Raw genomic sequence first — 22,043 nt, 5'->3', positions numbered from 1 at the left:
GGCGACAGGCGCGCCTTGCCGGTTTCGCCAAGGGGGCGAACCGGCCTGACAGGATCCGACGGACGGACACGGCTTGGACCAGGAGGCCTACAGACTGCAGCCCGCCTTCGACGGGCAGGATTTCGACGGGCCCGAAGATGCGGGCGCGTACGATCCTGCACGCGAGGCGGTGCGCCGCGAGGCCGCCCGCAAGGCCGCGCGCCGGCACAGCCGCCGGGTGCGCGGCCTGCGCCTGCTGGTGCCCGGGCTCGGCGCCCTGATGCTCCTTGCCATCGTCGCGATGATCGGCGTCAGCAACTATCTCTCGGGCCTCGGCTTCGGCACGGTGACGATCACCGCCGACGGGCTGGTGATGGACAGTCCCGAATTGTCGGGCCATGACGGCGAGCGCTCCTACAAGGTCTCGGCCAGTCGGGCGATCCAACGCATCAGCGATCCGCGCATCATCGACCTGGAACGGATCGTCGCCGACCTTCGCCTTTCGGCGGACCAGCAGGTCCGCATTGTCGCCGCACGCGGCACGTATAACAGTGCCGAGGAAACCCTGAAGCTCGCCGACGGCGTCGATGTCACCACCAATGGCGGCGAGACGGCGCGCTTCGGTACGCTCGACGCCAACCTGAAGACGGGGCATCTGCGCAGCGAGGAAAAGACGCTGCTCACCTCCTCCTTCGGCTCGCTGACCGCCGGACGGATGCGTTTCGACCAGGACGCGGGTACACTGACCTTCACCGACGGCATCTCCATGACGGTGATGCCGCCGAATGCGGAGAAAGCTCCATGATCCCATCGCGGCACGCCCTGCCCGCCCTTTCCGCCCGACTTGCCGCCGCTGCGGGTGCCGCCCTGCTCGGCCTCGCGCTTGCCGCCGGCAGCGCCTTTCTCGGTTTGGCGCTTGCCGCCGGCACGGCCGGGGCACAGACCTTTTCCGACGCCTTTGCCGGCTTCGGCTCCAACGAACGCGAACCGATCCAGATCGAGGCGCGCGAGCTGCAGGTGCAGGACAAGAGCCAGAGCGCGGTGTTCAGCGGCGACGTGGTCGTCACCCAGGGCGATGCGGTGCTGAAGACCCAGCGCCTCGTCGTGCATTACGACGGCTCGGCCGCCGGCGGCGTCAACCAGCGGATCTCCAGGCTGGAGGCGAGCGGGCGCGTCTACATCTCCTCGAAGGACCAGACCGCGACCGGCGAGCGCGCCACCTTCGACATGAACCAGCAGCTGATGGTGATGACCGGCGGCGAGGTGGTGCTGTCGCAGGGGCCGAACGTGGTGGTCGGCAACAAGCTGACGGTCAACCTGAAGACCGGCAAGGCCGACCTGGAAGCGAAGAACACCGGCCGGGTGAAGGTGCTGATCCAGCCGAACTCGGTGCGCCAGGGCACGCCGCAGAACTGAGGCCGGGACGGCGCGCCGTCCGCTCGCACCGGATTGAACGGCGGCCGCCTTTCATGCAAATAGGCAGCAGCACGACGAGAATGACGAGGCGGTCCGCAAGGGTCCGCGCCCTCCGCAGATCTGGACCGACCCCTTGAAAATCTTCTCCATCTTCCGCCAGGGCACGCAGGACCGGACCGACGAGGCCGCACAGCCGTACGATCCGGCGAGCGAGGACGGTCTGCTCGTCGTCGACGGCATCGGCAAGAGCTACAAGCGGCGCCAGGTGGTCCGCAATGTCAGCCTTATGGTCCAGCGGGGCGAGGCGGTCGGCCTGCTCGGCCCCAACGGCGCGGGCAAGACCACCTGCTTCTACATGATCACCGGGCTGATCCAGCCCGACCACGGCACCATCCGCCTCGACGGCTTCGACATCACCCGCCTGCCGATGTACCGGCGCGCAAGGCTCGGCATCGGCTACCTGCCGCAGGAGGCCTCGATCTTCCGCGGCCTGTCGGTGGAGGACAATATCCGCGCCGTGCTGGAAGTGGTGGAGCCGGACCGCAAGCAGCGCCAGCACGACCTGGAATCGCTGCTGGAGGAATTCGGCGTCACGCATCTGCGCGACTCCCCCGCCATCGCTCTGTCGGGCGGCGAGCGGCGGCGCGTCGAGATCGCCCGGGCGCTGGCCAGCCGCCCGACCTTCATGCTGCTCGACGAGCCCTTCGCGGGCATCGACCCGATCGCCGTCGGCGACATCCAGCAGCTGGTGCGCCACCTCACCCATCGCGGCATCGGCGTCCTGATCACCGATCACAACGTGCGCGAAACGCTCGGCCTCATCGACCGGGCCTATATCATCGCCGCCGGCGAAGTGCTGACGGAAGGCTCGCCCTTCGAGATCGTCGCCAACCCGGATGTGCGCCGGCTCTATCTCGGCGAGCAGTTTACGCTTTGATGCGAAAACTCCCTTAGGCTACAAAGCAAGAAGCGGACCAATCGCGCCGGGGGCAGGTGCGGCGCGTTCCCGCATGCGCAGCAGGCACCGCGCGCGCGGCAAGGCAGGTCCGGGGAGTCGGCGGACGACGGGGCATGTCCGCGAGCCGCATCCGTGCAGGCGTGTGCCTGCAACGGCCGCAGACCCCTTGCATCGAAACGCCCCGCAGCAGTCCGGGAACCTTCATGGCGCTGTCGCCGAAGCTCGAGATCCGCCAGGGCCAGACCCTGATCATGACGCCGCAGCTGATGCAGGCGATCAAGCTGCTGCAGATGTCGTCGCTCGACCTGACGAGCTATGTCGAGGCGGAGATGGAGCGCAACCCGCTGCTGGAGCGCGCCGACGGCGAGGGCGGCTCCAACGAGGGCGGCGGCGGCGAAGGCGGCGGCGAGAGCGAGGGAGCGGGCGAGCGGGAGGCGGGCGAGGCCCCCTCTTCCGGCAGCGAGGGCGGCAGCGAGCGCAGCGGCGAGGGCGACGGCGATGTCTGGCTGAGCTCGGAGCTGTCCGACAGTTCGCGCGACATCGCCCAGCGCCTCGACACCGATCTCAGCAACATCTATCCCGACGATCCCGGCACCGGCCGGGCGGAGGCGGGCGCGGGCGATGCGCAGCAGCGCGACCCCTGGCAGACCGGCCTGACGACGCGCACAGGTTCCGGCGGCGCCTCGGAGGATTACAATCTGGAGGCCTTCGTCGCCTCCGACGTGTCGCTGCAGCAGCATCTCGGCGACCAGATGGTGCTGGCCGTCGCCGATCCGGTGGACCGTCTCGTCGCCCAGGTGCTGATCGACAATCTCGACGATGCCGGCTACCTGCGCCTCGACCTCGACGACACGGCCGAGCAGATGGGCATTGCCCGTGAGCGCCTCGACGGCATCCTCGCCGTGCTGCAGACGCTGGAGCCGACCGGCGTCTTCGCCCGCTCGCTCGCCGAATGCCTGGCACTGCAGCTGATCGAGAAGAACCGCTTCGATCCGGCGATGGAAAAGCTGATCGAGAACATCGACCTGCTGGCGCGCCACGACTATCCGGCGCTGCGCCAGACCTGCGGCGTCGACGACGAGGACCTCAAGGAAATGATCGCCGAGCTGAAGGCGCTCGACCCCAAGCCGGGCAGCTCCTTCGGCGAGACGCTGATCCAGCCGGTGGTTCCGGACGTGATCGTGCGCCGGGCGCGCGACGGCGGCTGGTCGGTCGAGCTGAACACCGACACGCTGCCCAAGGTGCTGGTCAACCAGACCTACTACGCCCATATCAGCCGCCAGGCGCGCGACGAGGCGGAGAAGACCTTCCTCACCGAATGCCTGCAGACCGCCAACTGGCTGGCCAAGAGCCTCGACCAGCGGGCACGCACGATCCTCAAGGTGGCGAGCGAGATCGTCCGCCAGCAGGACGCCTTCCTGGTGCACGGCGTCCAGCATCTGCGGCCGCTGAACCTGCGGACCATCGCCGAGGCGATCTCGATGCACGAGTCCACCGTCAGCCGCGTCACCTCGAACAAGTACATGGCGACGCCGCGCGGCATCTTCGAGCTGAAATACTTCTTTTCCGCCGCCATCGCCTCCGCCGGCGGGGGCGATGCCCATTCTGCCGAGGCGGTGCGCCACCGCATCAAGGTGCTGATCGACGCGGAAAGCCCGGACGACATCCTCTCCGACGACACGCTCGTCAAAATGTTGAAGGAGGAGGGGATCGACATTGCCCGCCGAACGGTTGCAAAATACCGGGAGTCCCTGCGCATCGGCTCCTCTGTCCAGAGACGGCGGGAGAAGAAGGCAAGCCGGGGCTGAAACCAGCGCGCACGCCGCAGACGCGGCGTCGGGCCGGGGCGGCAGGGAAAGGCAAGGTGGCAATGAAACCCTTGTTTCTTCAGGCACTTGGCGAGGCCGCAGGCCTTCGCTCCGACCGCTGCCGCCGCACCGCCAGCCGGACTCCATTTGACTTAACGCAGCCGCACGCTTATAGACCCGCGCTCATGCGTGCCGGGAACGGCACGTATGGTCGTATCGCGCGCAAGGACAGCGTCTTGGACGCGATCCGGGCGCGAGAGGCGGCCGGCAGACGAACCGCCGCAAGGCGCCGTGCTGCAGGCAAGACCCCGAACCGGGATGCAATAGGTCGGGTTGCGGATATCAATTCGGAGCCCGGTTTGTCACAGTGGGGTCGCCCATGATGAAACTGGCGAGAATCACGCCATATTCAGGCATGGGTCGGTACGACCAGAACAAGAAGAGGTTCTCATGACACTGCGGATATCGGGAAAGAACGTCGATGTCGGCGATGCTTTGCGGACGCATATCGAGGATCGCGTCGCTGAAGCCATCTCGAAATATTTCGACGGCGGCTATACCGGCCACGTGACGGTCGGGCGCGAAGGATCCGGTTTCCGCTCCGAATGCCTGCTCCACCTCGACACCGGCATCGACCTGCAGGTGTCGGGCGACAGCCAGGATCCGCGCCAGGCCTTCGATGCCGCCGCAGAGCGGATCGAGAAGCGGCTGCGCCGCTACAAGCGCAAGCTCAAGGATCATCACGCCAATGGCGCCGCCAACGGGCGCGAGGTGTTCGAGGCGACTTCCTACGTCCTTGCTTCCATGGAGGAGGACGAGGAGGTCCCGGCAGACTTCACCCCGCTGGTGGTCGCAGAGACCACCGCCAAGGTGAAGACCATGACCGTCGGCATGGCGGTCATGCAGCTCGATCTCGCGGAAGCGCCCGTGGTGGTGTTCCGCAATGCCGGCAGCGGGACGGTGAACGTCGTCTACCGCCGCCCTGACGGCAATTACGGGTGGATCGACCCGGACAACGCAGCCCGATAGACCATCGACGCAATCCGGCCCGCCGCGTTCCCCGAGCGGAATGCGGCGGCGCGCCGGTTGCCTTTTTCGTTTCTCGAACCAAGAGTCGCCTTATGGATCTCAACGATCTCATCACATCGAAAGCGATCGTTCCGAGCCTGAAAGCGAACAGCAAGAAGCAAGCGCTCCAGGAACTCGCCGCCAAGGCCGCGGCCGTCACCGGCCTGCCCGAACGGGATGTGTTCGACACGCTGTTGCAGCGCGAACGCCTCGGCTCGACCGGGGTGGGCAACGGCATCGCCATTCCGCATGGCAAGCTGGTCCGTCTGGACAAGCTTGTCGGCCTGTTTGCCCGTCTGGAGCGTCCCATCGATTTCGATGCGCTGGACGACCAGCCGGTCGACCTGGTGTTCGTCCTGCTCGCGCCGGAAGGCGCCGGCGCCGATCACCTCAAGGCACTCGCCCGCATCGCCCGGCGCATGCGCGATCCGGGAACGGTCGCCAAGCTGCGCGCCACCAGCGACGCCGATGCGCTCTATTCCATCCTGACGCAGCCGGCCGCCTCCAACGCGGCCTGAGGCCGGGAACTGAGGCCGGGAAAGCGCCTGTCGCCCGGATATGAAAAGGCCCCGGTTCCTTGGCGGAACCGGGGCCTTTCGCATCATGGGATCAGAAGACGGGCCCGGGCAGGGCCTGCACCCTACCGCGGCGCGCGGATGGCACCGTTCGACGCGTCAGTGCAGCGCCACGGTATCGAGCTGATGCTCGGCCGCATTGGCCAGCGCCGTCTCGCGGCTGTCGGACAGCATGATCGGCGTTCCGTCCGCGTTGAGCAGAACCCACAGGTTCAACCCCGGGCGCATGCGCGGCGCCTGCGGAAACAGCGTCGTCAGGTCGTCCGAGGTCATCGGCTTCACATAGGCGATCTGCCCTGTGCCGAGCGCCTGGAATTCGCCGGGCTTCATGGTGAAAGTCTGTTCATCACACGTCATGGCATCGCTCCTTTCGCGTGGCCGGCAGGTCGCCGCACCACCGCTCCGGTCCGTGCGCCCAAGGCCGAATGCGGGGTCAGTCCCGCGCGTCGATCTCGATGCGGCGCACGATACGCTCGGGTTCCGGGCGGATGAGATCGATGGAAAGCAGGCCGTCCTTCAGTTCCGCGCCGAGGATCTCGATCCCTTCCGCCAGAACGAAGGCCCTTTGAAACTGCCGGGCCGCGATGCCGCGATGCAGGAACTGCCGCGTCTTGTCGTCTTCCTGGCGTCCGCGGATCACGAGTTGGCTCTCCTCGACGCTGACGTCGAGCTGGTCGCGGGTGAAACCGGCGACCGCCAGGGTGATGCGGATGATCTCGCCGCGCGTCTCGGTCTTGGGCAGCCGCTCGATATTGTACGGCGGATAGCCGTCGTTCGAGCCCTTGCTGACCCTGTCGAGCATCCGTTCCAGATCCTCGAAGCCGAGAAGCAGGGGAGAGGAAAACGCAGACATGCGCGTCATATGCTTCAAGCCCTTTTTCAAAGCGGCCCAATTCCAAACGATCCGTCCGCCGGCTGACCGGCGCGACCGAAACGTCCAACACGCCGGACCCTGACGGCATCCGGCCGGAACACACCTGGTTCCGTCTCGTCATATATGGCGAGACCGGCCGGCGAGTTCAAGAAAGCGCTTCGGCGACCCGATCGCAGCCCATCGGGACCCCGCGCACGAAGCGGCAGGCCGGGGCCTCCTGCCGCCAAGTCACGGCCCTGTGGACGACTTGGCAACTGTCGCAAGGTCAGATCTTGCGAATCAATGCAACTTGGAAAGTGCAAGACCTCTCGGAAGCAACCCAGCAAGCCATTGTTTCACTTATATAAAAATAATAATGATCCACCTAAAGGTTCCCTTAACCCGCAGAGCGGAAGCCTTGCATGATCCTATTGTGGACAGGAGCTTTCGAATGCGACGCCTTGCGGGAATTTTCTTGTTGTCGTCCCTCGCCTTGAGCGGACAGGCGGCCGCCGAGCCACCGGCACCCGATATCAAGGCGCTCGTCGACGATGCCTTCATCGCCCAGACCCGGGAATGGCTTGCCAATCCGATCGTGCAGCTCTCGATCAACGCGCAGAACGAACTGCGCGGCGACCTCGGCCAGGCGGAGATCGACGCGCTGGACCAGCAATGGGTCGCGGAGCGCGAGAGCAACGACAAGCCGCTGATCTCGGCCACGCTGTCCGCGCCGCTCTCCATCTACCTGCTGCGGGTCCAGGCCAAGACGCTGGGGCTCTACACCGAGATCTTCGTGATGGATGCGCACGGCCTCAATGTCGGCCAGAGCTCGATCACCGGCGACTACTGGCAGGGCGACGAGGCGAAGTTCCAGAAGACCTTCCCCAACGGCGCCAATGCCGTCTTCCTCGACGAGCCGGAGTGGGACGGCGACCGCCGGATCTGGATCGCCCAGCTCAACCTGACGATCGCCGACGACACCGCCAAGCCGATCGGGGCCGCGACCGTCGAGATCAACCTTACCGAGCTCGCGCGCCGCGCAGCTCCCGCCAGCTAAGTCCGGGACGGATATCATGTTCGCCAAGCTTTCGGTTTCCACCAAGGGCGCAATCGCCTTCTCGTGTCTGGCGCTGATCGGCGCCGTCGGCGGCGCCATTACCTGGTCCAAGACCATTTCCGCCGCCGACGCGGTCACCCAGGCCGAGCGGGTGACGGCGATCTCGCGCGAGGCCGACGAACTGCGCGAGTCCGTTCTCGAGCAGGCGCTGTGGGTCAAGAACTTCCTGCTGACCGGCAACCGCGACTGGGTCGGCAAGGTCGAGAGCCAGACCACGGCCATTTCCGGGCGGATCGACGAACTGAAAGCCAGCCTTGCCTTGCTCGACGGCACGCTGGCCGGCCAGGCCGACACGATCCGCTCTGCCTGGAACGGCTGGCACACCGATTTCGCCGGCGAGCAGATCCGCCTGATGCGGGTGCCGGAGACGGTCGACCTCGCCCGCGCCATGGAGCTGACGCCGACCGGCGCCGGCCTGCTCAATGCCACGTTCGACGGTGTGACCGAGCTTCAGGCCACCTTGCAGGCACGCGAAAACGCGCTGCTGGCCCAGCAGCGGGCAGAGCTTGCCTCCGCCCAGATGATCGCGCTCGGCAGCGGCGTTCTCATCACGCTCTTCGCCGCCATTCTCGGCTACCTGAACTTCGCCATCGTCTCGCGGCCGCTCGCAAGGCTCGCCGACGTGGTGCGCAAGCTCGCCGACGGCGACACGAACGAGGAGATCGACCTCGGCAACCGCGCCGACGAGATCGGCCGCATGGGCAATGCGCTCGGCGTGTTCCGCGCAAACCTGATCCGCACCCGCGAGCTGGAGGCGGAGACCGAGCAGGCGCGCCTCGACGCGGCCGAGCGCCGACGCATCGAGATGGAGCGCGTGGCGGCGAACTTCGAGGACACGGTGATGACCATCACCCGCGAGATGATCGGCGGGCTGGAGGCGCTGAACGGCACGGCCGGTGCGCTGGCCGACATCGCCGAGGGCACGACGCGCCAGGCGCTGTCGGTCTCCTCCGCCTCGCAGCAGGCGACCGAGAACGTCAACACCGTCGCCAGCGCCACCGAGGAGCTGTCCGCCTCCATCGCCGAGATCAACGAGCAGGTGCATGCCTCCTCCAAGGTGGTGACCCAGGCCTCCACCGAGGTCGAGCGCTCCAACCAGGCCGTCAGCAAGCTGCAGCAGGTGGTGGCGCGGATCGGCGACGTGACGAAGCTGATCACCGACATCGCCGAGCAGACCAACCTGCTGGCGCTCAATGCCACCATCGAGGCCGCTCGTGCCGGCGAGGCGGGACGCGGTTTCGCGGTCGTCGCCTCCGAGGTCAAGGCGCTCGCCGAGCAGACCGCCAAGGCGACCGAGGAGATCGACGCGCAGATCTCCGAGATGCGCCACGCGGCGGACGATTCCATCGTCGCCACCGGTTCCGTCGCCGAGATGGTCCAGACCATCCGTCAGCGCACCTCGGCGATGGCGGCCGCGACGGAGCAGCAGAACGCGGCCACCAACGAGATCGCCCGCAATGTCGCCGAGGCGGCCCAGGGCACGCGCAGCGTCAGCGGCTCGATCGTCGAGGTCAGCGAGCAGGCGAACCAGACCGGCACGCTCAGCAACGAGATGCGCGAGTCGATCGGCGACCTGCACGACCGCTCCACCCGGATGCAGGCAGCGATGAACGAGTTCCTCGGCACCATCCGCGCCGCCTGACCAGGCACGCCGGAACAAAAACACAGAACGCCCGCGAGGAGGATCCTCGCGGGCGTTCGTGCGTCCTGCGGCCGGCCGGGCACCGGCTGCAGCACGATCCAGGCCGGAAACGGCAGCGGCGTTACCGCTCGATCAGTTCCAGCACGACACCGTCTCCGGGATTGCGCAGATAGGCGATGCGCTTGCCCTTGTTCGGGCCGGCGCTGACCACCACCACGTCGCCGAGCAGATCCAGCGACCACTCGGCGCAGCGCTTCAGCATCTCGTCCATGTCGTCGACATCGAAACCGAGATGAAGGGAGCCGAGGTCGCAGGGCCGCGGGCGGAAGTCGCCGCGCTCCTTCGGCGCTGCGTAGCACAGCAGCTCCACCGTCGCGGTGCCGTTGCGCATATAGGCGATCTCGACCTCGCAGCCGTCGACGCCGATCACCCGCGAGATGGTGCCTGGGTCGCGCGGCGCGCGCGAGATCGTCTCGAAGCCGAAGAGATCGCGGAACATCGCCTCGGAGCGGTCGAGATCGGCCACCGTGATGCCGGTGTGGTTTTGCGTGACGGACATGAAGCCTCCCGTGGTGTCGTCAGTGAGCGAGATAGCCGCCGTCGACGGGCAGCACATGGCCGGTGACCATGGCCGCCGCCGGGGCGCACAGATAGAGCACGGCTGCGGCCGCGTCACGCAGGGCGGCGAAACGGCCGAGCGGCATGGACGCGAGCAGCGGTTCGGAAACACCCGGCTGGTCGAGGAACGCGCGGTTGAAGTCGGTGCGGATCCACGTCGGCGCGACCGCATTGACGCGGATGCCGAGCGGCCCCCACTCCATCGCCAGCCCGCGCGTCAGGTTGACCATCGCCCCCTTGGACGCGTGATAGGAGGCGATGGGATAGAAGCCCCCGCCCGACAGCGCCATGATCGAGGCGATGTTGACGATGGCCCCTCCCCCCTTCGCCACCATGCCGGGCTGGACGAGGCGGCTCAGCTCGAACGCCGCATCCAGGTTGACCGCCATCGCCTGGCGCCACAGGTCGGGCGTCAGCTCGGTCGCCGGCACGCGCTGCACCAGGGCGGCGTTGTTGACCAGGATATCCGGCGCGCCGGCCCAGTCCGCAATCTCCTCGACGACGGCCGAAAGCCGCCCCGGCTCGGCAATGTCGGCGGCAACGGCAAGGCAGCTGGCGCCGCCTGCCTGAAGATCGGCGACGGCTTCGCCCAGCGCCTCCCCGTCCCGGTCGACGAGCGCCACCGCGGCGCCCGCCTCGGCGAGCAGCCGGGCGCTTTCCAGCCCGATGCCGCGCGCCCCGCCGGTGATCAGCGCGACGCGGCCGGCAAGGTCGAACAGCTCCTCCAGCATGGCCATCTCACGAGGCCAGCAGCAGCGGCGTTTCGATCAGGGTCTTGAGCTGCCGCAAGAGCTGCGCGCCCACCGCCCCGTCGATGGCCCGGTGGTCGACCGACAGGGTCAACCGCAAGCGCTGCACCTCGACCGCCTGGCCGCCGCGCAGCGCCAGCTCGGTCTCGGTGGTGCCGACCGCAAGGTTCATGCTCTGCGGCGGGTTGATGATCGCCGAGAAGGCGCTGACGCCGTACATGCCGAGGTTGGAGAGGCCGGCAAGGCCGCCGGAATACTCCTCCGGCATCAGCCGGCCGGCGCGGGCGCGGGCGATGGCATCGCGCGCGGCCTGCGACAGGGCGCCCGGCGACAGCCGCGCCGCATCGCGCAGGATCGGCGTGATCAGCCCCCCCTCGAGCGCCACGGCAAGGCCGATGTCGACGCTGCGATGACGCACCAGGCCCGCCTCGCTCCAGGTCACCATGGCATCGGGCGTGCGGGCGATGGCGAGCGCATAGGCCTTCATCACCAGGTCGTTGACCGTCAGCTTCGCGTCCGAACCGGAGGCCGCCAGCGCAGCATTGAGGTCCTTCCTCAGCGCCAGCAGGGCATCGGCCTCGCAGCGGACCTCCAGATAGAAGTGCGGGACGGTCTGTTTGGCCTCGACCAGCCGCTGGGCGATGGTCCGGCGCATCGCCGTGTGCGGCTCCACTTCGCCGGCCGGGGCTGCCTGCGGCGCGGGTGCGGCAGCAGGCGAGACAGGTGCAGGAGCAGGAGGCGATGCCGGTGCAGGGGCCGGCCGCTCGGCCGCCTCGCGGATGTCGGCGGCGAGGATCCTGCCCTTCGGGCCGGTGCCGCGCAGACCCTCCGTCTCCACGCCCATCTCGCGCGCCAGACGGCGCGCCAGCGGAGAGATCCGCCGGGGCGGCGCGTCCGGATCGACGGCCGGTGCGGAAACCGCGACCGGTGCCGGAGCGGGAACGGGCTCCGCACCGGCTGCAGGCGCAGGGGCAGCAACGGGCGCGGGCGCAGAGGCTGGTTCGACTGCCGGCTCGGCCGCGCCGCTCGCCAGGATCCCGATCGGGGTCTCGACCGGCACGTCGGCGGTGCCGCCCGGCACCAGGATCGTCTCCAGCACGCCGTCGGCCGGGGCCTCGATGTCCATCGCCGCCTTGTCGGTCTCCAGCTCGGCGAGAATATCGCCCTGCCGCACCCGGGTGCCGGGTTCGACATGCCAGCGCACCAGCTTGCCCGACGTCATCGACGGCGAGATGGCCGGCATCAGGATGTTGACGCTCATGGCTCAGGCCCCCGCCAGATCGCGGTGGCACATGCGGCGCACCGTTTCGGCGATGCCGGCGGCGCTCGGCATCACCTCGCGCTCGAGCCGGTCGTTATAGGGCATCGGCACCTCGGCCGAGCCCATGCGCTCCACCGGCGCGTCGAGCCAGTCGAAGGCCTCCTCGGTGATCTGGGCGGCGATTTCCGCGCCGAGGCCGCCGGTGCGCCAGGCCTCGTGCACGACGAGGCAGCGGCTGGTCTTCTTCACCGAGCGAACGAAGCAGTCCATGTCGAGCGGCCGCAGGCTGCGCGGGTCGATGACCTCGACGCTGATGCCCTCGCGGGCCAGGGTCTCGGCCGCCGTCAGGGCGCGCTCGACCATCGCCAGCGTCGCGATCACGGTCACGTCCGTGCCCTCGCGCTTGATGTCGGCCTTGCCGATCTCGATCTCGTAAGGCGCTTCCGGCACCGGTGCCGCGCCGCCGAGATAAAGCAGCTTGTGCTCCAGGAAGACGACCGGGTTGTCGTCGCGGATCGCCGCCATCAGGAGGCCCTTGGCATCATAGGGCGTGGACGGCGCCAGCACGGTCAGGCCGGGAATATGGGCGAACCAGGCTTCCAGCGACTGCGAGTGCTGGGCCGCAAGACGGATGCCGCCGCCCTGGGGACCGCGGAACACCACCGGCACCGAGGCCTTGCCGCCGAGCATGAAGCGCAGCTTGGCGGCCTGGTTGACGATGGGGTCCATCATGAAGGTGACGAAGTCGAAGATCTGGATCTCGGCGATGGGCCGGCGGCCGGACAGCGCCGCGCCGACGGCCGCGCCCGAAATGACGCCTTCCGAAATCGGCGTGTTCATGATGCGGTCGGGGCCGAACTTGTCGAACAGGCCGCGGGTGACGCCGAAGGTGCCGCCGACCGGGCCGACGTCCTCGCCCATCAGGAACACGGTGTCGTCGCCCTCGATGGACTGAGAGATCGCTTCGCGCACCGCCTCGGTATAGGTGATCGCGCGCGAACCCGGCGCGGGCGGTGCCGGCGGGGTGCGGCGCGGCGCCAGAACCTTGTCGAACAGCATCGGCAGTTCGGGCTCGGGCAGGGTCTCGGCCTTTGTGATCGCCGTTTCGATCTCCTCGGACGCCTCGGCCTCGAGCGCGGCGAATTCCTGCGCATCGACGTCCCAGTCCTCGGCGAGGCGCCGGGCGATCCGGGTCAGCGGGTCTTCGTCCAACCACTTGCGGATCTCGTCGTCGGTCCGGTAGCCGAGCAGATTGCCGCGCACCGAGTGGTCGCCGTGGCGATAGGTCAGGCCCTCGATCAGCGTCGGCCCCTCGCCGGCGCGCGCCCGGGCCAGCGCCTCGGAGACGGCCGCATAGACCTCGACCGGGTCGTTGCCGTCGATCCGTTCGCCGGGAATGCCGTAGGCCGCGGCGCGCCCCGCCACCGATCCGCCGGCCGTCGCCTGCTCGAACGGGGTCGACATGCCGTAGAGATTGTTCTCGCAGAAGAAGACGATGGGCAGCTTCCAAAGGGCCGCCAGATTGAGCGCTTCGTGGAAGATGCCCTCGTTCGAGCCGCCGTCGCCGAAGAAGGCGATGCCCGCATCGTCCGAGCCGCGCTGCTTGGCGGCGAGCGCCGCACCGACGCCGAGCCCCATCGAGGCGCCGACGATGCCGTTGGCGCCGAGGATGTTCAGCTCCACGTCGGCGACATGCATCGATCCGCCGATGCCGCCGCAGATGCCGCCGAGCTTGCCGCACAGCTCCGCCATCATGCCGTCGATGTCGGCGCCCTTGGCGATGCAGTGGCCGTGGCCGCGGTGATGGGTGGTGATGAAGTCGCTGCGGCGCAGCGGCAGGCAGGCACCGGCGGCAATCGCCTCCTGTCCGGCCGAGGAATGCGCCGTGCCTTTGATGACGCCGGCCTTGAACAGTTCCTCGGTGCGCGTCTCGAAGCGGCGGATCCGCAGCATCGTGCGGGCGAGCGCCAGCATGTCGTCGCGGGTCGGCTCGGGGACGTTGCGGTTGAGGCGCTTGGGCGTGTTCTTGCCGACAGGCAGGGTCAGGCTGCCGCCGGCAGCCGAACGGGCGTTTCTTGCCACGGATGTTTCCTCCCGGGAGTAACAGGCCGGCACCCGCGGGATGCGGCCATTTCCGGGGAAAGCAAGCATGTTCGCGCGCACAGGACAAAATCAATGCGCATATGTCTGGAATAACCTGATGTTATGTCTGTGAATTCAAGATCAGTTTAATCTATGCCGAATGGCGGCGGACGCGGGGTCAGGCCTCAGGAATCCTCGCGTCTGGCGCGCATTCAGTCCTCGGGCGGCAACTCGGCGGTAATCCAGACGCCGTCCGCCGCCAGCTGCCGGGCATGACCGAGCAGCAGCTCGGTGAACACCCGCATGGCGGCGGTGCGCGGCCGGTCGCGCGATGTGGCGATGACCCAGGGCCAGGTGACGCCGGCGACCGGCGCGATGGAGATCTCGCCCCGCGTATAGGCCTGGTGGCAGGCGCTGTAGGGCAGGATGCTATGCAGGCCGCCGCGCGAGACCAGATCGACGATGATCGAGTTGGTCTCCACGATCACCGGCGGATTGCGCAAGGTGGCGGACGGCGGCAGCAGGTCCTCCACCACCCGCCGCAACCCGTTGGGCGAGGGTGTCAGCACCAGGTCGAGGCCGACCAGCGAGGCGCTGGGAACAGGCGTATCCATGCGCAGGCCCGCCGCCGGCGAGGCGAGCAGCACCAGCCCCTCGGAGCACAGGGCCTGGCGGTTCAGCCCGCGCGAGGCACCGTGGTCGGAATAGATCGCCAGGTCGACATGACGGGTGACCAGCTCCTCTCGGACATTGATCGACACGCCCTCGTGGATTTCCAGATTGACCTGGGGATAGAGACGGTGGAACTCGGCCACCACGTCGGCGATCAGCAGCCCGCGCAGGGAATAGGCGGAGGAAATGCGCAAGGAGCCGGCCGGCATGGTCTCGGCCGCGATGATGTCCTCCTTGATCAGCTCGACATTCTGCATCAGGGCGCGCACATGATCGGCCAGCCGCTGGCCGGCAGGGGTCAGCGCCACGCCGCGCGGCCGGCGGTCGACCAGCCGCGTGCCGAGCTCCTCCTCCAGCAGCTGCACCTGGCGGCTGAGGGCGGGCTGCGAGACGTTCGCCCGCTCCGCCGCATGGGTGATGTTCAGCGTGTTCACCACATGCATGAAATATTCGAGCTGCCGGATTTTCATCGTTTTTCCTCCCCCGCGCGCCGCCAGGCTGAAATGTCTTTTAATTATGGTTTGCATGTCAATTATCTATTTTACACATGCCTTGCACCTGCCTAGCGTTCGTCGGGCAACGGCACGGGCCGCATCCGCGGCTCCCCGCCCAAGCCAAAGCGCAAGTTTCGGGAGCATCTGCGCACCCTCTCGCGACACAGGACGGCATTCCGCTCAAGGCGGCAGGAAGACGAGGACTTCCCGCCGGCCCCGTGGATGCGCCTGCATGCTCGCGAGCCTGAAACGGGAGGAAACACGATGAATAAGGTTTATGGCCGCATGCTCGCCCTGATGGCGAGCACCGTGCTGACGATGCCTGCCCTCGCGGACGAGGACCAGGTCAAGATCGCCCTGATGACCGATCTGGCCGGCGCGACCGCCGACTATGGCGGCCAGGGCGCCATCGAAGCGGTGAAGATGGCGATCGAGGACTTCGGCGGTACGCTGAACGGCAAGCCGATCCATGCCGACTTCATCGACCACCAGAACAAGCCGGACATTGCCGTCACCAAGGCGCGCGAGGCGTTCGACAGCGGCACCGACATGGTGATCAACCTGTCGAACTCGGCCGCCGCGCTCGGCGTGATGGAGATCGCCCAGTCCAAGGACAAGGTGGTCGTGGTGACCGGTGCCGGCTCCGACCGCATCACGGGCGATGCCTGCTCGCCCAACGCCGTCCACTTCGCCTTCAACTCCTACTCGCTCGCCAACTCGCCGGTGAAGGCGCTGGCGGCGAAGGGCGTCGACGACTGGTACCTGATCGTCTCCGACTTCGCCTACGGCCTGTCGGTCGAGGCGGCGGTGACCGGTGCCATCGAGACGGCCGGCGGCACGCTTTCCGGCAGCGTCAAGCATCCCGCCTTCATGGCCAGCGACTTCTCGTCCTACGCCCTGCAGGCGATCTCGTCCGGCGCTAAGGCGATCGGCCTCTCCAACTCCTCGTCCGACACCACCAACAGCATCCGCGCGCTGAAGGAATTCGGCCTCGGCGGCGACCAGCAGATGGTGGCCTTCACCCTGCTGATCAACGAGATCCACGGCCTCGGCCTCGACCAGGCGTCCGGCCTGCTCTTCGCCGACGGCTTCTACTGGGATCGCACCGAGCAGACCCGCGAGTGGTCGAAGCGCTTCTATGAGCGCGTCGGCAAGATGCCGAACATGGTCAATGCCGGCGACTATTCCGGCACGCTGCACTACCTGCGCGCGGTCGAGGCGGCCGGCACCACGGATGCCAAGACGGTGCTCGCCAAGATGCGCGAAATGCCGATCAACGACATGTTCGCCGAGAACGGGCAGATCCGCGAAGACGGCATGATGGTGCACGACATGTATCTGGTGCAGGTCAAGACGCCGGAAGAGTCGCAGTACGACTGGGACTACCTGAAGGTGCTCGAGACCATTCCGGCGGCGGAAGCCTTCCTGCCGCTCGACCAGAGCAAGTGCCCCCTGGTCAACAAGGGCTGAGCATACAGTCCATGACCCACATCCTGGAAACGGTTGGACTCTGCAAGGAGTTCCGCGGGTTCCGGGCGGTCGATGATGTCTCCCTGCGGGTCCGGGAGGGCGATATCCACGCCCTCATCGGGCCCAACGGGGCCGGCAAGACGACCGTCTTCAACCTGCTGACGAAGTTCCTGTCGCCGAGCGCGGGCAGGATCGTGTTCGATGGCCGGGACATTACCCGCGAGAAACCCGCCGCCCTCGCCCGCCAGGGCATGGTGCGCAGTTTCCAGATCTCGGCCACCTTCCCCCACCTGACGGTGCTGGAAAACGTGCGCGTGGCGCTGCAGCGGCGCCACGCGCCGACCTATGCGTTCTGGCTGCCCGGGAGCGTGCTCTCGCGCCTCGACGCCAGGGCCATGGACCTGCTGGAGCAGGTCGACATGCAGGACTTCGCCCACGCCAAGGCGGCCGACCTTCCCTACGGGCGCAAGCGCTCGGTAGAGATCGCAACGACCCTGGCGATGGAGCCGCGGCTGATGCTGCTCGACGAGCCGACCCAGGGCATGGGCCACGAGGACGTGGAGCGTGTCACCCAGCTCATCAAGCGGGTCTCGTCAGGACGCACGATCCTGATGGTGGAACACAACATGAAGGTCGTCGCCGGCATCTGCGACCGCATCTCGGTGCTGCAGCGCGGCGCGCTGCTCGCCGAAGGGACCTATGCCGAGGTCTCCGCCGACCCGCGGGTCCTGGAGGCCTACATGGGCAGCGAGACCGAGCTGGAGGGGGCGCACTGATGGGCGAGACCGTCCTGTCCCTGAAGGGAGTGAACGGCTGGTACGGCGAAAGCCACGTGCTGCACGGCGTCGACCTCGACGTCCGCCGCGGCGAGGTGGTCAGCCTGATCGGCCGCAACGGCGCCGGCCGCACGACGATCCTGCGCGCCATCATGGGCCTGCTCGACCGGCGCGAGGGCCGGCTTGAGATCCGCGGCAAGGACATGAGCACGACACCGGCCTACCGCATCGCCAAGGCCGGGCTCGGCTACTGTCCGGAGGAACGCGGCATCTTCGCCTCGCTGAGCTGCGAGGAGAACCTGCTCCTGCCCCCGGTGACGCGCACCGACGGCGGCATGGCCATGTCGCTCGACGAGATCTACGCGATGTTCCCCAACCTGAAGGAACGCGCGCACAGCCCCGGCACCCGCCTGTCCGGCGGCGAGCAGCAGATGCTGGCGATCGCCCGCATCCTGCGCACCGGCGCGGACATCCTGCTGCTGGACGAGATCTCCGAAGGGCTCGCCCCGGTGATCGTGCAGACGCTCTCCCGGGTGATCCAGGATCTCAAGGCCCGCGGCTTCACCATCATCATGGTCGAGCAGAACTTCCGCTTCGCGGCACCGCTCGCCGACCGCTTCTTCATCATCGAGCACGGCCGTGTGGTCGAGGAGATCGCGCAAGCCGATCTCGCCGCCCGTGCCGACGACATCCGCACGTATCTGGGAGTGTGACCATGACCGAGATCTTCGGCGTTCCCGCCCCCGTGCTCTACGGCCAGCTGCTGCTGGGCCTCGTCAACGGCAGCTTCTATGCGCTGCTGTCGCTCGGCCTGTCGCTGATCTTCGGCCTGCTGAACATCGTCAACTTCGCCCATGGCACGATGTACATGCTGGGCGCGTTCCTCGCCTATCTGCTGCTGGAGCCGCTCGGGCTCGGCTACTGGTGGGCCATTCTTCTGGTGCCGTTGCTGGCGGCCGGTCTCGGCATCGTCATCGAGCGGACGATCCTCAAGCGCATCTACAAGCTCGACCACATCTACGGCCTGCTCGTCACCTTCGGCCTGACCATGGTGATCGAGGGCTTCGTGCGGGTCTATTTCGGCGTCTCGGGCCTGCGCTACGCGGTGCCCTCCTCGCTGCAGGGCATGGTCGATCTCGGCTTCATGCGGCTGCCGATCTATCGCATCTGGGTGATCGTCGCGGCCCTCGGCCTGTGCCTCATTACCTGGCTGGTGATCGAACGGACCCGCCTCGGCGCCACCTTGCGCGCCGGCACGGAGAATCCGAGCCTGGTGCAGGCCTTCGGCGTCAACGTGCCGCTGCTGGTCACCCTGGTCTTCGGCTGGGGCGTCGGTCTTGCCGCCTTTGCCGGCGTGCTCGCCGCGCCCCTGATGCAGCTCACCCCGCAGATCGGCCATTCCATCATCATCACCGTCTTCGGCGTGGTGGTGATCGGCGGCATGGGCTCGATCCTCGGCTCCATCCTCACCGGTCTCGGCCTCGGCCTGATCGAGGGGCTGGCGAAGGTCTATTATCCGGAGGCCTCGTCCACCGCGATCTTCGTCCTGATGATCCTGGTCCTGCTGGTTCGCCCGCACGGCCTGTTCGGAAAGCAGTGAGGACAGGCCATGCTCAACACCCGCACCCTCATGATCGCGCTGGCCATCGCGGCGCTCGCCGTCGCCCCGGCCTTCATCTACCCGATGCTGATCGTGAAGCTCCTGTGCTTCGCCATCTTCGCCTCGGCCTTCAACCTGATGCTCGGCTATACGGGGCTGCTGTCCTTCGGCCATGCGATGTTCTTCGGCTCGGCCGGCTATGCGCTCGGCGTGACGATGAAGCATCTCGGCTGGCCGCCGGAACTCGGCATCCTTGCCGGCGTCGCGGTGGCGGCCCTGATCGGCTTCCTCGCCGGATCGGTGGCGATCCGCCGCCAGGGCATCTACTTCGCCATGATCACGCTGGCTATCTCGCAGCTGATCTACTTCGTCGCCATGCAGATGGAGTGGACGGGGCGCGACGACGGCTTCCACGGCATCCCGCGCGGCACGCTGTTCGGCATCATCGACCTGCAGGACGACATGGCCCTTTACGGCCTGGTCGCCGCCTGCTTCCTGCTGGCACTGTTCGCGGTCCACCGCATCGTCACCTCGCCCTTCGGCCAGGTGCTGACCGCGATCCGCGAGAACGAACCGCGCGCCATCTCGCTCGGCTACGACGTCGACCGCTACAAGGTGCTGGCCTTCACCCTGTCGGGTGCGCTGTCCGGCCTTGCCGGGGCGCTGAAGGCGCTGGCGCTGTCCTACGAGTCGCTCAACGACCTGCACTGGGCGCTGAGCGGCGAGGTGGTGATGATGTGCATCCTCGGCGGCCTCGGTACGCTGGGCGGGCCGGTGGCCGGCGCCTTCTTCGTGATCCTTCTGCAGAACTTCCTCGCCGACAAGGTGGGCGAATGGCTGTCGGTGATCATCGGCGTCGTGTTCCTCACCTGCATCCTCGCCTTCCGCAAGGGCTTCGTCGGCGAGATCGGCGCCTGGATCGAGAAGATGCGCGCCCGCAAGGGATCCGCCGCCGAAGCCGGCACCGAAACCAGGCAGGAGGGCAACCGATGAAGGGGCGCTCTGCCATCGTCACGGGCGCAGCCCGCGGGCTCGGCCAGGCGATCGCCCGCAAGCTGCTGGAGGAAGGCGCGCGCGTGGCGATCTGGGACCAGGACGGCGAGGCGGCACAGGACTGCGCCGAGCAGCTGTCCGATATCGGCCCGGCCCATTCCTGCGCCGTCGACATCACCTCTCCGGGCGAGGTGGCGACCGCGCTGGCCGCCACCCGCAAGATGCTCGGCGAGATCTCGATCCTCGTGTGCAACGCCGCCATTCCCGGCCCCAACGTGCCGGCGGCGGAACTGGCCGCCACCGACTGGGCACGGGTGATGGAGGTGAACGTCACCGGCACGCTGCTGTGCTGCCAGGCGGTGATCCCGGACATGGTGGCGCGCGGCTACGGCCGCATCGTCACCATCGGCTCGGTCGCCGGCAAGGAGCCGGGCCCGCGCATCGCCGCCTATGCGGCGAGCAAGGCGGCGGTGATCTCGCTGACCAAGACGCTGGGGCGCGAACTCGCCACCACCGGCGTCACGGTCAACTGCGTTGCGCCCGGCGCCATCCGCACCCGCATCTTCGATGGCTGGCCGGAAAGCTACGTCCAGGAGCTTCTCGCCAAGATCCCGATGAACCGCTTCGGCACGCCGGAGGAGCTGGCGGAGATCGTCGCCTTCGTCGCCTCCCGCAAGGCTTCCTTCTCCACCGGCGCGGTGTTCGACATGTCGGGGGGACGGGCCGACTACTGAGCCCGCTTCCGCCCGGGCCCGCGGCAAGGCCCTCATCGCACGCGACAACCGACAAGGCCACGGCGCCGGAACGCCGTGGCCTTGTCTCGTCTTGTTTCGCCTTTACAAGTGGCGCCCGCGGCACGCCGGAGCAATCAGCCCGGCCGCTTCCCTGCCTCTGCCATCTCCGGCGAGCTTACTCCGGCAGCACCGTTGCGACGATGGACGCATCGAGCGCCTCGTACTGGCCAAGCCCGATGGTCTCGTAGAGCTCGGCCCGGGTCTGCATCTCGCCGAGCATCGCCTTGGTCGAGCCGTCGCGCGCCAGCGCCGCGTAGAGCTTCTCCTGTGCCTTGTTGGCGACGCGCAGCGAGGACACCGGCCAGATCACCATCCGGTAGCCCATTTCCTCGAACTCGCTCGCCGTGAAGAAGGGCGTGCGGCCGAATTCGGTCATGTTGGCGAGCAGCGGCACGCCGGGCATGCGTGCGGCGAACTCGCGGAACATCTCCGCGGTCGTCAGCGCCTCGGGGAAGATCGCATCGGCGCCGGCCTCCATGTAGAGCCTGGCCCGTGCGACCGCGCCGTCGAGGCCCTCGCTGGCTGCTGCATCCGTGCGCGCGACGATGTAGAGATGCCGCCGTGCCCTTGCGGCCGCCGCGACCTTCGCCGCCATGTCTCTCGCGTCGGCGAGCTTCTTGTCGTTGAGATGCCCGCATTTCTTCGGCAGCAGCTGGTCCTCCAGATGCACGGCGCCCGCACCGGCATCCTCGAACGTGCGCACCATGTGCATGACGTTGAGCGCCTCGCCATAGCCGGTGTCGCCGTCGACCAGGAGCGGGAGACCGGCCGCGCGGGTGATCTGGCGGATGAAGACGGCGACCTCGTCCACAGTGATGATGCCGAGATCGGGAATGCCCATCGAGGCGGTCATCGCCGCGCCGGACAGATACAGCCCCTTGAAGCCGGCGGCCTTCGCCTGCAGCGCCGCCATGCCGTTATGCGCGCCCGGCAACCGGGCGATGCCGCCCTGCTCCACCAGCGCGCGGAAACGCTCGCCGGCGCTTTCGAGCGGCAGTTCGGCAGCAGTCAGGTATGTCATGGTATCGCTCCGTTTCCGGCCCGCATGGTGGCACGGCTTGCAGCCCGGTGCAGCCGGGCATTTCAGAAATCCCGGCCTTCTCAAAAGTCCCGGCCTT

Annotated in this window: 22 protein-coding genes; 14 read left to right on the top strand and 8 right to left on the bottom strand. The window is 67.6% G+C overall.

Annotation, left to right across the window (positions count from 1 at the left end):
• Positions 1-73: 73 nt before the first annotated feature.
• From lptC to ptsN, 6 genes are all read left to right on the top strand, one after another.
• Positions 74-784, top strand: coding sequence for an LPS export ABC transporter periplasmic protein LptC (gene lptC, locus GH266_RS15920; protein ID WP_199270344.1), 711 nt, complete (start codon positions 74-76; stop codon positions 782-784).
• Positions 781-1,395 carry a lipopolysaccharide transport periplasmic protein LptA gene (gene lptA / locus GH266_RS15915; RefSeq protein ID WP_158194702.1) on the top strand — a complete coding sequence of 205 codons (615 nt, stop codon included), beginning with the start codon at positions 781-783 and terminating at the stop codon, positions 1,393-1,395. Before lptC ends, lptA begins: the two co-directional genes overlap by 4 nt.
• 148 nt (positions 1,396-1,543) lie before the next feature.
• Positions 1,544-2,332: an LPS export ABC transporter ATP-binding protein gene (lptB, locus tag GH266_RS15910; protein ID WP_158196246.1), complete on the top strand. Its 789-nt coding sequence runs from the start codon at positions 1,544-1,546 to the stop codon at positions 2,330-2,332.
• Between the two features lie 224 nt (positions 2,333-2,556).
• Positions 2,557-4,161: an RNA polymerase factor sigma-54 gene (rpoN, locus tag GH266_RS15905; protein ID WP_158194701.1), complete on the top strand. Its 1,605-nt coding sequence runs from the start codon at positions 2,557-2,559 to the stop codon at positions 4,159-4,161.
• Between the two features lie 450 nt (positions 4,162-4,611).
• On the top strand, positions 4,612-5,190 hold the full coding sequence (gene hpf / locus GH266_RS15900) for a ribosome hibernation-promoting factor, HPF/YfiA family (RefSeq protein WP_158194700.1): 579 nt from the start codon (positions 4,612-4,614) through the stop codon (positions 5,188-5,190).
• 92 nt (positions 5,191-5,282) lie between these two features.
• Positions 5,283-5,747: a PTS IIA-like nitrogen regulatory protein PtsN gene (ptsN, locus tag GH266_RS15895; protein ID WP_158196245.1), complete on the top strand. Its 465-nt coding sequence runs from the start codon at positions 5,283-5,285 to the stop codon at positions 5,745-5,747.
• Between the two features lie 156 nt (positions 5,748-5,903).
• Here ptsN and GH266_RS15890 read toward each other — a convergent pair whose 3' ends face one another.
• Entirely contained in the window at positions 5,904-6,161 is a 258-nt protein-coding gene (locus tag GH266_RS15890; RefSeq protein ID WP_158194699.1) for a BQ00720 family protein, read from the bottom strand.
• A 76-nt stretch (positions 6,162-6,237) separates the two neighbouring features.
• Entirely contained in the window at positions 6,238-6,666 is a 429-nt protein-coding gene (locus GH266_RS15885; protein ID WP_067223553.1) for an Hsp20 family protein, read from the bottom strand.
• 466 nt (positions 6,667-7,132) lie between these two features.
• Here GH266_RS15885 and GH266_RS15880 point away from each other — a divergent pair, with 466 nt between their 5' ends.
• Positions 7,133-7,714 (top strand): hypothetical protein, encoded by a 582-nt coding sequence (locus tag GH266_RS15880; RefSeq protein WP_244953703.1) that lies wholly within the window; start codon positions 7,133-7,135, stop codon positions 7,712-7,714.
• A gap of 16 nt (positions 7,715-7,730) precedes the next feature.
• Positions 7,731-9,416, top strand: a complete 1,686-nt coding sequence (locus GH266_RS15875) for a methyl-accepting chemotaxis protein (RefSeq protein WP_158194697.1) — start codon at positions 7,731-7,733, stop codon at positions 9,414-9,416.
• Positions 9,417-9,537: 121 nt separating this feature from the next.
• Here GH266_RS15875 and GH266_RS15870 read toward each other — a convergent pair whose 3' ends face one another.
• From GH266_RS15870 to GH266_RS15850, 5 genes are all read right to left on the bottom strand, one after another.
• On the bottom strand, positions 9,538-9,975 hold the full coding sequence (locus GH266_RS15870; protein WP_158194696.1) for a VOC family protein: 438 nt from the start codon (positions 9,973-9,975) through the stop codon (positions 9,538-9,540).
• A 19-nt stretch (positions 9,976-9,994) separates the two neighbouring features.
• Positions 9,995-10,765 carry an SDR family NAD(P)-dependent oxidoreductase gene (locus GH266_RS15865; RefSeq protein WP_158194695.1) on the bottom strand — a complete coding sequence of 257 codons (771 nt, stop codon included), beginning with the start codon at positions 10,763-10,765 and terminating at the stop codon, positions 9,995-9,997.
• Between the two features lie 7 nt (positions 10,766-10,772).
• Positions 10,773-12,044 (bottom strand): dihydrolipoamide acetyltransferase family protein, encoded by a 1,272-nt coding sequence (locus GH266_RS15860; protein WP_158194694.1) that lies wholly within the window; start codon positions 12,042-12,044, stop codon positions 10,773-10,775.
• 3 nt (positions 12,045-12,047) lie between these two features.
• Complete coding sequence (locus tag GH266_RS23610) at positions 12,048-14,126, bottom strand: alpha-ketoacid dehydrogenase subunit alpha/beta (RefSeq protein ID WP_280524807.1); 2,079 nt, start codon at positions 14,124-14,126, stop codon at positions 12,048-12,050.
• A 212-nt stretch (positions 14,127-14,338) separates the two neighbouring features.
• Positions 14,339-15,268 (bottom strand): LysR family transcriptional regulator, encoded by a 930-nt coding sequence (locus GH266_RS15850; protein ID WP_158194693.1) that lies wholly within the window; start codon positions 15,266-15,268, stop codon positions 14,339-14,341.
• A 288-nt stretch (positions 15,269-15,556) separates the two neighbouring features.
• Here GH266_RS15850 and GH266_RS15845 point away from each other — a divergent pair, with 288 nt between their 5' ends.
• The 6 genes from GH266_RS15845 to GH266_RS15820 are packed head-to-tail and all read left to right on the top strand — an operon-like array spanning position 15,557 to position 20,865.
• Positions 15,557-16,762 carry an ABC transporter substrate-binding protein gene (locus GH266_RS15845; protein WP_158194692.1) on the top strand — a complete coding sequence of 402 codons (1,206 nt, stop codon included), beginning with the start codon at positions 15,557-15,559 and terminating at the stop codon, positions 16,760-16,762.
• 11 nt (positions 16,763-16,773) lie between these two features.
• Positions 16,774-17,538 carry an ABC transporter ATP-binding protein gene (locus GH266_RS15840; protein ID WP_158194691.1) on the top strand — a complete coding sequence of 255 codons (765 nt, stop codon included), beginning with the start codon at positions 16,774-16,776 and terminating at the stop codon, positions 17,536-17,538.
• Positions 17,538-18,251, top strand: a complete 714-nt coding sequence (locus GH266_RS15835; protein ID WP_158194690.1) for an ABC transporter ATP-binding protein — start codon at positions 17,538-17,540, stop codon at positions 18,249-18,251. The genes GH266_RS15840 and GH266_RS15835 overlap by 1 nt, the downstream gene beginning before the upstream one ends.
• A 2-nt stretch (positions 18,252-18,253) precedes the next feature.
• Positions 18,254-19,138 (top strand): branched-chain amino acid ABC transporter permease, encoded by an 885-nt coding sequence (locus GH266_RS15830; protein WP_158194689.1) that lies wholly within the window; start codon positions 18,254-18,256, stop codon positions 19,136-19,138.
• A 9-nt stretch (positions 19,139-19,147) separates the two neighbouring features.
• A complete protein-coding gene (locus tag GH266_RS15825; protein WP_158194688.1) occupies positions 19,148-20,131 on the top strand; it encodes a branched-chain amino acid ABC transporter permease in 984 nt (327 codons plus the stop codon).
• Positions 20,128-20,865, top strand: a complete 738-nt coding sequence (locus tag GH266_RS15820) for an SDR family NAD(P)-dependent oxidoreductase (RefSeq protein WP_158194687.1) — start codon at positions 20,128-20,130, stop codon at positions 20,863-20,865. The genes GH266_RS15825 and GH266_RS15820 overlap by 4 nt, the downstream gene beginning before the upstream one ends.
• 175 nt (positions 20,866-21,040) lie before the next feature.
• Here the strand turns inward: GH266_RS15820 and prpB are convergent, their stop codons facing one another.
• Entirely contained in the window at positions 21,041-21,946 is a 906-nt protein-coding gene (gene prpB, locus GH266_RS15815; protein WP_158194686.1) for a methylisocitrate lyase, read from the bottom strand.
• Positions 21,947-22,043 lie beyond the last annotated feature (97 nt).

Origin of the sequence: Stappia indica, from assembly GCF_009789575.1 — a bacterium.
GTDB lineage: Bacteria > Pseudomonadota > Alphaproteobacteria > Rhizobiales > Stappiaceae > Stappia > Stappia indica_A.
This window is presented reverse-complemented; position numbering and strand designations above follow the sequence as displayed.